The following is a 10,882-nucleotide window of genomic DNA, read 5'->3' as shown; positions in this document are numbered from 1 at the left end:
AACCCGCGACTACGCCGCGTTCCTTCGCATTACCGCTTCCTCGCGATAAGCGATCATCCACCGCAACATGGAACAGGCCCTTGAGTTGACGGCGGTCGTCGACGGCCTGGAAAATGCGACGCTCAACAGTGGCGCCAAAGCCTCGGCGCGCTCGCGCTTCGAATCCACCAAGCAGCGTTTCTTCGGCCAGCTTCTCCTCAGCATGAAACTCCCCACCGTGATCGCGGCGGTGAAGACGCATCTGGCGGCCGGCCAGTCAGTGGTACTCCAGCTCGTGACGACGGCGGAATCGATCCTCGACCGGCGGCTGGGCGATCTCTCCCCGGACGAACGCGCGAATTTGGAAATTGATCTAAGTCCGCGTGAGTACATTATCGACTATCTTGAGCGCGCCTTCCCGACCCGGCAGATGCGGGTGTTCAAGGACGACACCGGCACGCCGCGCTCGCTGCCGATGGTGAATGACGACGGCCATCCGGTCTACAATCCCGAGGCACAGGCCGCGCGCGATGCGCTGATCGAAAGGCTTTGCGCGATGCCGCCCATCATGTCGGCGCTCGACGCGCTGCTCGAGCATTTCGGGCACGACAATGTCGCCGAGGTCACCGGGCGCACCAAGCGGCTCATCACGGCGAGCGATGGACGCCAGAAGCTCGAAAGCCGCTCCGCCCGCACCAGCCAGGCCGAAGCCGCCGCCTTCATGACCGGCAAGAAGCGTATGCTGGTCTTCTCCGACGCCGGCGGCACCGGACGCAGCTATCATGCCTCGCTCGACGTCCTGAACCAGGAGCAGCGGGTGCACCTGCTGCTGGAGCCGGGCTGGCGCGCCGATCGCGCGATCCAGGGCCTCGGCCGCACGCACCGCACGCATCAGGCGATCACGCCGCTGTTCCGGCCGGTGACCACGGACTGCAAGGGAGAGCTGCGCTTCACCAGCACAATCGCGCGTCGCCTCGACAGCCTCGGCGCGCTCACGCGCGGCCAGCGGCAGACCGGCGGGCAGGGACTCTTCGACCCTGCGGACAACCTCGAGAGCGAATATGCCTGCGCCGCGCTCCTCTCCTGGTTCGATCTTCTCGCCGCCGGCAAACTCACCAGCACGACGCTCGACGATTTCCAGCACCGCACGGGTCTCGAACTCGTCGACAAGGACGGCGTCCTCAAGGACGAGATGCCGCCGATCCAGCGCTGGCTCAATCGCATCCTCGCCTTGCCGATCGCGCTCCAGAACAGCATCTTCGATGAGTTCCTCTCACTGATCGAGACGCGCGTGTCGGCGGCGCGCGAGGCGGGCCGCCTGGACGTCGGTGTTGAGACGATCCTGGTCGACAAGGCGACGCTCATCGATGACATCGTCCTGCGCACGGATGCGCGCACCGGCGCCACCTCGCATCTGCTCACGATCGAGATCGCGCGGCGCCGCAATCCCGTCTCGCTCGAGCGGATCTTGCGGATTGCCGATGGCGACGGCAGCGCGGCTTTCATGATCAACCGCAAGTCCGGCAAGGTGGCGCTACGGACGCGGGCCCGCTCGCTCATGGAGGAAAAGGAGGGGACGCCCATCCCGCGCGTCGAAATGATGCGCCCGACGCGCAACGAATATATGCGCGAGGACGATCTCTACGAATCCTCATGGGAGGAGGTTGATCGCGAGACCTTCAGCCGGATCTGGTCAGACGAGGCCGAAGCCGCCAGGCAGACTGTCGACAGCGAGACGATCCGGCTGGCGACGGGGCTGCTCCTGCCGATCTGGTCGGCCCTCCCAAGCGATCACATGGCCGTCAACCGTATCGTGGACGATGAAGGCCATAGCTGGCTCGGTCGCCTGGTCTTCGACGACCATGTCCCCCAGCTGTTCACGAAACTCGGCATCGATCGGGTTGAGACCTTGCCGGCTGATGCCATCGTCAAGGCCGTGTCAGCCGGGCGGAGCATCGACGTCTCGCATCCATTCGCGCTCACCATCAAGCGCTCCGTCGTGAACGGCTCGCCGCGGATCGAACTGGTCGGCTGCCCGCACGACCGGTTGGCTTGGCTCAAGTCGATCGGCTGCTTCACCGAGGTGATCCAGTATCGCACCCGTATCTTCGTGCCGATGCCATCGGCGGAAACGATCCTCGGTCAGGTCCTCGCCTGAACGAAGGCCGGGCGAAAGGCTGGTTGTAAAACCCTGTAAAATTGTCAAATCCGAGACGCAGTCGCATAGCAGCCAAGCCAAAAATGTCTTACCAATGTCATTTCAGAACAATAACGATCATGTAACTGGAAGGTGTAGGCGTGGGGAAACAGACGAGATGTCTGTCGGAGTGATTCTCCCGTCTATTCGATCCGACAGCGCGATCGTGCGGCAAATGTGTTCGATACGGCATGTGATTGACGATGCGCGCGCCGCTGGCTCGCTCGACCCGCTCTTTGCCCATCTTTATTCCGCCATAGAACGCAACACGCCGGCAGACCTTCTGGAAGAAGCGGCCTGCGGGCCGCGTTGCGCCTGGTGCTGCTACACCCGCGTGCCCGCCACAGCGCCTGAAATCCTGTTCCTGGTTCGTGGGTCAGGTTCCGGCCTGCCAGCGTCAGTCATTCGTGCAATACCCGAGCTGGCTGATCGGCGCCGGAACGGCTGGGGTCGCTCCTTGCACGAAAGCCTCGCGCCATGCGCTGTCCTGGAGGATGGTCTCTGCACGGCTCACTCTCATCGTCCCATCGCCTGCCGGACGACAATGTCCCTTGATGCCGATCAGTGCAGGCGGGCGTGCAGCGAACCGGAGGAGGCTCTCATTCCGACGGCCATGTCGGCCGTGGCACTGCGGGCGGTCTATGACATCGCGCTGCGCGGGGCGCTGCTCAACGCCGGTTATTCTCCACAGCGGTTCGATCTCGCGACCGGTCTCGAAGAGGCCGTCGTCTCCGCGAGAGCCGAAGCGGTATGGCTTGACGGCGACGACCCCTTTCCATCAGCGCTACGCATCGACGAGGAAGACTATCTCGACGAGCCCGTCAGGCGTGCGCTTTACGAGGCGGCGTTCGGCTAAGGAGATCTCGGAAAAAAGAGCCTGCCCGGCAGCCCAGGCAGGCTCTGCAAGTCAGAAGCGACAAGCCTTTCGACTCGAACGCCCCTCGGGTCGCGTAGAAAGATTAACTCGGATCAAGCGCAGTTCATTGCATGGATGCGACACAGGCGAACTGTCGTGGAAGTAATTCAGAGCGGTAATTCGCCACGGCTCGGATCGTGGACCGTGTAGATCACTTCGCTGTAACTGGAATAGGTCGGATTCAACGGCTGATCGAGGGTGATCGTGATCCCTCCGCGCCGCCAGAACAACCGCGTCGCTCGCTCGCCGGGATTGCGCGACATCGACGGCGCAAGTTCGACCAGACGCGAACTGGCGGGCTTCCCGTAACGTTCCGACAGCAGAACGCCGAGTTCGTCCGGCGATGTCCGTGACACGGTGACCAGGATCTCGCTCACCGTCGCGCCGGCATTGTTGAACCAGAACCGCGCGCTCGCATTGGTATTGGTGCTCGAGCGCACATCCGTGTCCGGGTCGAGGCGGTCCAGATGATAGACGTCGCGCACCTGAGCGCGTGTCATGCCGACCCGCACGAGATCCCAGACTGTGGCTGGCTGTGCAGCCGGTCGCACGGGCGCGGCGTTTCCGAAGCCCGGCGCCGCCAGTGCAAGCAGCAAGCACATGATAAATTTCCGCATCGCTCGCCCCTCTCTGTCTGCAATATGCCTGCCGCGCCTCAGCCAATGTCCTAGAGTCTTCCGCACGCGGCGAGAAGACCGATGACGCCCTTCAAGCAGGCGCGCATCGGTTCCGGCGGGCTGCCGTGCCGTTGTCAGGCTTGAAATCCTTGGCTGACATTCAGCGGCGCAACCCGCCGACGCCGTTCAATCGCTGCGGCGATCCTACTCGTAGGACGCGCGCCGCACGGACGGAGCGACGTCGTCGCTGTGCGGCTTGGTCTTCGCCATCGCGTTCGCGCGCGCCACTGCATCCTCGACATGCTTGACCGCCGCGCCGACGGTCTGGATATTTTCGGCCTCGGCGTCGGAAATGCTGATCCCGAACCGCTCCTCAAATATCATGATCAGTTCGACGACATCGAGGCTGTCGGCTCCGAGATCCTCGATGAACCGCGCCTGCGGGATCACCTTTTCGGGATCAACGCCAAGCTGATCTCCCACCAGCTCTATAAGCTGTTTGGCCACGTCACTTTGGGTCTCAGTCATCATGGCGGCGTGAACTCCAGGGCCTGAACGGATCTTCCGCGGAATCATCCAGTAGCGACCAAGATAAACGCCGGCCGGTAGCGCAGCCTTCCGTAATAATACGAAGGTCGTGGCTGTGGCGGCTCCTGGGCGACCGCAAAGACCCCAGGCGAAAGGGAAGGGGGAGCGGAGACGAGTGTCCGGGCTGATCCGGATGCCAGAAGGAGTTGCTCCGATGACCAATACCGTAAAGCTCGCAAAGCTTACGCTCTCCCCGATCAACGTCCGCAAGCGGCCGGACGAACTGCTCGAAATTCCCCAGATGGCGGCCGACCTCGAAGCGCGGGGTGTGCTGCAGAACCTCCTCGTCACCCCTGTGAAGAAGCCGCGTGGCACCTTCGAGGTGTTCGACGGCGGCCGTCGCCTGCGCGGTCTGCTGCTGCTCGCCGAGCGCGGCATTATCGACCCCGATACCTATGATGTGCCGGTGAAGGTGCTGGTCGGCGACGAAGCGACACTGTCCGAAACCTCGACGGCCGCCAACTTCCACCAGCTCAAGATGACGCCTGCCGAAGAATGCCGGGCTTTCCAGTATTTCATCGGGCTTAACAACGATATCGACGGGGTCGCCAAGCGGTTCGGCCTGACCCGACGCTTCGTCGAAGGGCGTCTGCGCCTCGCGACCCTGGCCGAGCCGATCTTCGAGGCACTGAGCGAAGGCACCATCACGCTCGACGTCGCCAAGGCCTATGCCTCGACCGAGAATCAGGAGAAGCAGCTCCTGGTCTGGAACAGCTACGGCACCAGCTATGCGAATGCCGACACCATTCGCCGGGTCATCGCCAACGAGACCATGAAGTCGACAGACCCGGTCGCGATCCTGGTCGGTGAGGACCGCTATGCCGACGCCGGCGGCAAGGTCGATCGCGACCTTTTCAGCGATAGCGGCGACAAATGGGTCAATCCCGAAATCGCGCAGCGCCTGGCCGCCGACATCATGGAAGGCGAGGCCAAGCGGATCGGCGAGGAACTCGGCCTCGGCTGGATCCGCCCGATCGCGTCGAACTACACCCATAATGCCGCGAGCGGACTCTACCGCGTCATCCTTCCATCCCCCGAGCCGACGCTGGAACAGGCCGAACGCCTTCAGGCGATTTCGGAACGGCACGAAGCGATCGCCGAGGAGATGGATGACGAGTCCATCAGCGATGAGACCTATCAGGCGCTCGATCAGGAATATGATGCGCTCACCGAGGAGGCCGAAGCGATCCGCAATGTGGCCCCGGTTCTCCCCGACGAGCTCAAGCCGCTGGTCGGCGCCTTCCTGAAGCTCAGCCCCAAGGGTGAGATGGTCCTCGACACCGAATATTACAGCGAGGACCCGGTCGATATCGGCGGCAGCGATGACGATCGGGACGATATCGGCGGCGAGCGTGCCGACGGTACTGGCTCGACGGGAACCGGTCGGGGCTACACGCCGCCGCCGCCGCGACCCGAAGCGGTCGCGCCTGGCGGCAAGCCGCTCAGCGCGCGGCTCTACGACGAGCTCGCCATGCAGCGGCGCGACGTCCTTGCCGCGACGCTCCTCAGCCATCCGGCGCTGGCGCTCGATTATGCCCTGTTCGTCATGATCGACGACCGCACCAGCACCTTCAGCGCCTATGGTTCGACGATCCGCGCACGGTCGCCGCAAGATCCGGTGTCCGGCGAGCAGCCGGCGACGCGGGCTCGTAGCTATCTGGCCGAAGCCCATGACGGGCTGGACGCGAGCTGGACCGAGCACAAGTCGGAGGTCGATCGGTTCGAGGCGTTCCGGGCCCTCGACGACGATGGGAAGGCGGCCTGGCTCGCCTATATCGTCGCGATGTCGCTCGAGGCCAAGGCGAGCTACCGCGCCGAGCAGTGCCCGCTCCACAACCGGCTCGCGACCATCATGGAGGTGGATGTCGCAAGCTGGTGGCGTCCGACCTCGGAGAACTTCTTCGATCGCGTCAGCAAGGGATCGATCCTGACGCTCCTCGCCGAAGTCGGCGGGGCCGCGCTCACGGCGCGTCACGCCACCTTAAAGAAGTCGGAAATCTCCGGATCGTGCGCGAAGCTGTTCGCCGGTGAAGCGATCGTCGAGCCCGAGGTTCGGGACGCCGCGCTCGCCTGGGTGCCCAACGCGATGCAGTTCCTCGACCAGCCCGAGGCGGATCTCATCGAGACCGTCGACGGCGATCAGGATGAGCAGTCCGAGGAGACCGCAGATACGGGCGACGCCGACACGATCGTCGTACCGGCCGTCGCCGAGCCGGAAGAGGGCGCGGACGCGACCGGGGAAAACGTGCCTCAGCCGGACGCACTCGCGGCCTGATCCGCCTCGCTCCTGGATGCCTGACCGCCGGCGCGCCGTTCGCGCGTCGGCGGCTCCTTGTCATGACCGGTTCGGGAGAGCGTCATGCGCCCCAAAAAACGCACCAGCCGCGACGTCGCGGCGGAAATCACCGATCTCATCATCCGCAAGCTCGAAGAGGGCGTGCCGCCCTGGTCGAGACCCTGGCGCAGCACCGGTGCCGGCGGTCGGCCGCTTCGTCATTGCGGAACGCCTTACACCGGAATCAACACGCTCTATCTGTGGGCGCTTGGCGATGCCCAGGGCTACCGCTCGCGCTACTGGATGACCTACCGTCAGGCCGAAGCGCTGGGAGCCAATGTCCGGCGCGGCGAAACCGGCGCGCTGTCAGTCTATTATTCGTCCTTCAAGAAGCATGAGACCCATCCCGAGACCGGGAAGGATGTTGAACGCAGCATCCGGTTCCTCCGCCATTATGTCGTGTTCAACGCCGATCAGATCGACGCGCTGCCCGCCTATTTCTATGCGCCCGACGAGCCTGAGACCCCGGTTGCGCCGTCTGCGCGTCAGGCGGCCATCGACACCTTTTTCGCCACCATCCCGGCAGACGTCCGCCATGGTGGTAATCAGGCCTATTTCACGCCGACCTTCGATCACATCCAGCTGCCCCACCGCTCCGCGTTCCGTAGCATGGATCTGTATGCCTCGACCCGCTGCCATGAGACCGTCCACTGGTCGGGCCATGCGAGCAGGTTGGCCCGCACCTTTGGCAAGCGCTTCGGTGACAAGGCCTACGCATTCGAGGAACTTGTCGCCGAAATCGGGGCGGGGCTGTGCTGCGCCGATCTTGGCCTCCCCAATGTCCTCCATGACGGACATGCGAGCTATGTCGGGCACTGGGTCGGCATCCTTCGCGGCGACAAGACCGCGATCATCCATGCGGCGTCCAAGGCGGAACAGGCCTTCAACTTTTTGAAGAGCTTCGGCGCAAGCGCGCCCGACCCCGCGTCCGGGGACGATGGCGCCGAGGCCGTCGCGGCGACCGTCTGATTTTTCGATTTCCTCTTCCCTAGAAAGGACTATCGCCATGGGCTGGCTTTTCATGCCTTTTACCTCGATGGGCGGCCACAGGACCGCCAAATCCTATCTCGATGCCCAGCTGACCTATACTCACGACAATGGCGACGGCACGACCCGAGGCCTCAGGGTTCTTGCCTCATCCTGTCCCGGCAACCGTGTCCACTATGCCGCGGTCCAGTCCCTGGTCGACGGCATCCCGGGAGAGGTGTTCGCTAGCGTCTGCCTCGTGCGCTGGAATCCCCGATCGAAGGACGGCCACCAGTTCGGGTACAAGGATATGGGCGAGAATATGGGGCCATATGAGGCTGATTGCCCGGCCGCGATCCTCGATCTCCTGACGCCGACGACAAACCAATATGCGCTCGAATGGCGGGAGCGATGCCGCGCGAACCTCGCGCGACGGACGCGCAAGCTCGAAAATGGCGACAGGATCCGGCTTCCCGAGCCGATGACCTTCACCGACGGCCATGTCGGCCAGGAGTTCGTCGTCTGCAAGCGCGGCCGCAGCACGATGCTGCGTGACCCCGGAAATGGTGGCTATTACCGGGTGAGCCGTCTCATGCAGCGCGCCTGGTCGATCGTACCGGTGACGAAGGTCCACAAGACAGTCTTCGCCTGACCCTCAATCCGTATATGCTGCGGGAATGGAATTTCTCATGATCAACGCTCTCGACCGAGGTCCGCTATCGCCCAAACGCAGCGAGCTGTGCAGCCGGGAGAACGCCGTGCGGGTGGCGGGCCGCATCTTCGACGATCGGGCGATGAAGGTCAGCATCCTTCATACCGGCGATCCGCTGCAGCCATTTCGCGTGTCGACCGATCCGTCGTGCCATGCCGGGGTCATTGCCGAGATGGTCGCGTGAACCGCTTCGCGATCACCGCGCTGCTCGCGCTTGCCGCCTGTATGCCGAGCGGCGCCGCATCGGAAGATATGACCTTCAACGCCACGGCGCGCGCGCTCGACGGCGATACGGTTGCCGCCGATTTTCGGCTGCTCGGCGTCGATGCGTTCGAGCGTCGCCAGCTTTGCGAGAAGAATGGGGCATGCTGGGCGTGCGGCAAGGCGGCGCAGGATCTCGCTGCGCGCACGCTGCGCGACGCGAATGCCGAAATTCGCCTCTCATCGCGCTCGAGCTATGGGCGGCCGGTGGCCACAGTCACCGTCGGGGGGCGTGACCTTGGCGAGATCATGATCGCTGCGGGCCTCGCGGTCCCCCAGCCGCAATATCTCAGGGCCGATCCGGCACGGGCCGCGAAATATGCGGCCGCTTTTCGCGACGCCCAGCACAGGCGCGCCGGGGCCTTCGAGGGACGGTGGACCGAACCCGCGGCGTGGCGACGCGGTGAACGGCCGGCCTGCGAACGCTAAAATCCCGCGCTGCCGCCAGCCGTGTTTCAGGCGTCCAGTCCAGGATCGGCCCACCACGAGCGACCCTGCCGGAAATCATCGGCGCCAGAGACGATCGGGCCGTCCGGCTCGTCCGCGACATAAGGGGGAACCAACGGGCGTGCCTTGACCTTGCGGCGGTGGATATCGCCGGCGATCCTGCCCCGCGCCTCCAAAAGGTCTTCCAGCCACATCAGATCGTCCAGCATCTCGACGACGCCCCGGCCGGCGAGGCAGAAATAGATGCACCGCTGATAGTCGTCGCCGGTGGGATTGCTGAGGATCGAGGCGAGCTTGCGCTTGCCGCCCGCTTCCCCCTCATGGATCCAGCCGACCGCCTCCCTCAGTTCCCGAACCGAAAAATAGGCGTCCTCGACATGCATGCCGATCGCCGCATTGGCGATCATGCGGCGCGTCGGCCGGTTGTGCTCGTCGAGCGCGGCGTCCCGCAGCGTCACGTCCAGATCGAAATGGTCAAGATAGGCGGCGTTGGCATCGGCCATCGGGAATCTCCTTTGTGAGGAACATTATATGAACGAGCCGGTGCCGAAGAAAAGGTCGATCACAATCATGGTTGGCTTGCCGCATCTCGCGGATGGTAAGCTGCTCGACCGGGCACGACGCCTCCAGCAGCCCGTCCTCGTCTCGGCGAACGCCTTGTCGCGCTGGTCCACGAAGCGCGGCTGGCGCGAATGGACAGGGTGGTCGATGAGCGCACTTGCCAACGCCGCCGGTCTTCGCAGTCTTTGCCTCGACAGCGCGGGCTTCAGCGCGATGTCCCGCTATGGCGGCTATCCATGGACGATCGACGATTATGTCCGGCTCGCCGCATCCTATCCCTTCCACTGGTGGGCCAGCCTTGATTATTGCGTCGAGCATCAGGTCGCTGGCGATCGCGAGGAAGTGCTCGATCGGATCTCACGCACCATTCGCGCGAATATCGACTGCAGGCGACGTGCCGAGGAGGAGGGCCTCAACGGCAGCTTCATGCCGGTGATTCAGGGGCGGCTTCCTTCCGATTATGAGCGATGCGCCGATGGACTCGGGAGCACGATAGAACGGGCTGGCCTGGTCGGCCTGGGGTCGATGTGCAGGCGGCACATCCATGGCCCTGAAGGGCTGATCGCCGTCATTGACCATCTCGACCGAACCTTGCCGCCGCGAACCCGCCTTCATCTCTTCGGCGTGAAGGGCGAGGCGCTCCCCTACCTCAAGCCCTTCATCCACCGTGTGGCTTCGATCGACAGCCAGGCCTATGGCGTGGCAGCACGCGCTGAAGCGCTGCGGACCCGGCGCCCGAAAAGCGACGCGGTAGTCGCCGATCATATGGAACATTGGGTCCGCACCCAACGCGTCCGCCTGCACCAGCCCTCCCGCCTGCTCCCTGTCCAGCCGCCGCCGTCAGAGCCGGTTCGAACCGACGATCCCTGGGAGGACGCCATCGCGCAGGCCAGGCAGCAGATGCGGGAGCTCATCGAATCTGGCGACCTCGAGCATGACGAGCTGACGGTGCCCTGGATCGAGCAATGGGCGGCGGACATCTACGCCGACCGCATGACGGTCTAAGTGCGCGCGGCGCCATCCGGCGCAGAGGGGAGTGGGGGGAGCGAGGGCGAAACAGGGAGCCTTGCGGCTCTCGTTGCCAGGAGCCCCGCATGCGTCACACGCCCATCGTCCCCGCTCGTTCGAACCGAGCGGAGATCCGCAATCCCATATTGACCCTCCCGGCGATTTCCCGGCTGCGCGCGCTCGATCCCGCGACAAGGCTCGCCCTTCAGGAATTGCTGCTCGACCTGCAGCAGGACGCGCGAAGCCGGGCCGAAACAAGCTGGCGAAGCCGCAAGCCTCCCGTGGCGGCCTACTG

The 10,882-nt window shown here is 64.2% G+C and carries 10 protein-coding genes and 1 pseudogene; 8 read left to right on the top strand and 3 right to left on the bottom strand.

Translation table 11 applies throughout. From position 1 onward, the window contains the following. The first annotated feature begins 409 nt into the window (after positions 1-409). Entirely contained in the window at positions 410-2,137 is a 1,728-nt protein-coding gene (locus V2B31_RS05485) for a strawberry notch C-terminal domain-containing protein (RefSeq protein WP_328276185.1), read from the top strand. 157 nt (positions 2,138-2,294) lie between these two features. Then, positions 2,295-3,032, top strand: a complete 738-nt coding sequence (locus V2B31_RS05480; RefSeq protein WP_328276179.1) for a hypothetical protein — start codon at positions 2,295-2,297, stop codon at positions 3,030-3,032. Between the two features lie 167 nt (positions 3,033-3,199). Here V2B31_RS05480 and V2B31_RS05475 read toward each other — a convergent pair whose 3' ends face one another. After that, positions 3,200-3,709: a hypothetical protein gene (locus tag V2B31_RS05475; protein WP_328276177.1), complete on the bottom strand. Its 510-nt coding sequence runs from the start codon at positions 3,707-3,709 to the stop codon at positions 3,200-3,202. 294 nt (positions 3,710-4,003) lie between these two features. Then, positions 4,004-4,237: pseudogene (locus V2B31_RS05470) on the bottom strand (acyl carrier protein); the annotation flags it as partial. A 214-nt stretch (positions 4,238-4,451) separates the two neighbouring features. Between V2B31_RS05470 and V2B31_RS05465 the strand changes: the two are divergent. The 5 genes from V2B31_RS05465 (at position 4,452) to V2B31_RS05445 (ending at position 9,000) form a co-directional block, all read left to right on the top strand. Beyond that, entirely contained in the window at positions 4,452-6,572 is a 2,121-nt protein-coding gene (locus tag V2B31_RS05465) for a ParB/RepB/Spo0J family partition protein (RefSeq protein WP_328276175.1), read from the top strand. 84 nt (positions 6,573-6,656) lie between these two features. Then, on the top strand, positions 6,657-7,601 hold the full coding sequence (locus V2B31_RS05460; RefSeq protein ID WP_328276173.1) for an ArdC family protein: 945 nt from the start codon (positions 6,657-6,659) through the stop codon (positions 7,599-7,601). 37 nt (positions 7,602-7,638) lie between these two features. After that, positions 7,639-8,250: a DUF6927 domain-containing protein gene (locus tag V2B31_RS05455; RefSeq protein ID WP_328276171.1), complete on the top strand. Its 612-nt coding sequence runs from the start codon at positions 7,639-7,641 to the stop codon at positions 8,248-8,250. Between the two features lie 25 nt (positions 8,251-8,275). Further along, entirely contained in the window at positions 8,276-8,494 is a 219-nt protein-coding gene (locus V2B31_RS05450) for a hypothetical protein (protein ID WP_328276169.1), read from the top strand. Positions 8,495-8,535: 41 nt separating this feature from the next. After that, positions 8,536-9,000, top strand: a complete 465-nt coding sequence (locus V2B31_RS05445) for a thermonuclease family protein (protein WP_328276183.1) — start codon at positions 8,536-8,538, stop codon at positions 8,998-9,000. 26 nt (positions 9,001-9,026) lie between these two features. On the opposite strand, the gene V2B31_RS05440 is transcribed toward V2B31_RS05445, so the two are convergent. Further along, positions 9,027-9,521 (bottom strand): hypothetical protein, encoded by a 495-nt coding sequence (locus tag V2B31_RS05440; RefSeq protein ID WP_328276167.1) that lies wholly within the window; start codon positions 9,519-9,521, stop codon positions 9,027-9,029. Between the two features lie 28 nt (positions 9,522-9,549). On the opposite strand from V2B31_RS05440, the gene V2B31_RS05435 reads away from it, so the two are divergent. Then, a complete protein-coding gene (locus V2B31_RS05435; protein ID WP_328276165.1) occupies positions 9,550-10,584 on the top strand; it encodes a deazapurine DNA modification protein DpdA family protein in 1,035 nt (344 codons plus the stop codon). Positions 10,585-10,882 lie beyond the last annotated feature (298 nt).

Source organism: Sphingobium sp. (assembly GCF_036170395.1).
Classification (GTDB): Bacteria; Pseudomonadota; Alphaproteobacteria; order Sphingomonadales; family Sphingomonadaceae; genus Sphingobium.
Note: the sequence above shows the minus strand (reverse complement) of the source record. Positions and strands in the feature narration are given on the sequence as shown.

Bases quoted from the DNA above. Each gene is read 5' to 3' on its own strand.
- V2B31_RS05485 (WP_328276185.1), top strand. From the start codon at position 410: ATGCGGGTGTTCAAGGACGACACCGGCACGCCGCGCTCGCTGCCGATG.
- V2B31_RS05480 (WP_328276179.1), top strand. From the start codon at position 2,295: ATGTCTGTCGGAGTGATTCTCCCGTCTATTCGATCCGACAGCGCGATC.
- V2B31_RS05475 (WP_328276177.1), bottom strand. From the start codon at position 3,709: ATGCGGAAATTTATCATGTGCTTGCTGCTTGCACTGGCGGCGCCGGGC.
- V2B31_RS05465 (WP_328276175.1), top strand. From the start codon at position 4,452: ATGACCAATACCGTAAAGCTCGCAAAGCTTACGCTCTCCCCGATCAAC.
- V2B31_RS05460 (WP_328276173.1), top strand. From the start codon at position 6,657: ATGCGCCCCAAAAAACGCACCAGCCGCGACGTCGCGGCGGAAATCACC.
- V2B31_RS05455 (WP_328276171.1), top strand. From the start codon at position 7,639: ATGGGCTGGCTTTTCATGCCTTTTACCTCGATGGGCGGCCACAGGACC.
- V2B31_RS05450 (WP_328276169.1), top strand. From the start codon at position 8,276: ATGGAATTTCTCATGATCAACGCTCTCGACCGAGGTCCGCTATCGCCC.
- V2B31_RS05445 (WP_328276183.1), top strand. From the start codon at position 8,536: ATGCCGAGCGGCGCCGCATCGGAAGATATGACCTTCAACGCCACGGCG.
- V2B31_RS05440 (WP_328276167.1), bottom strand. From the start codon at position 9,521: ATGGCCGATGCCAACGCCGCCTATCTTGACCATTTCGATCTGGACGTG.
- V2B31_RS05435 (WP_328276165.1), top strand. From the start codon at position 9,550: ATGAACGAGCCGGTGCCGAAGAAAAGGTCGATCACAATCATGGTTGGC.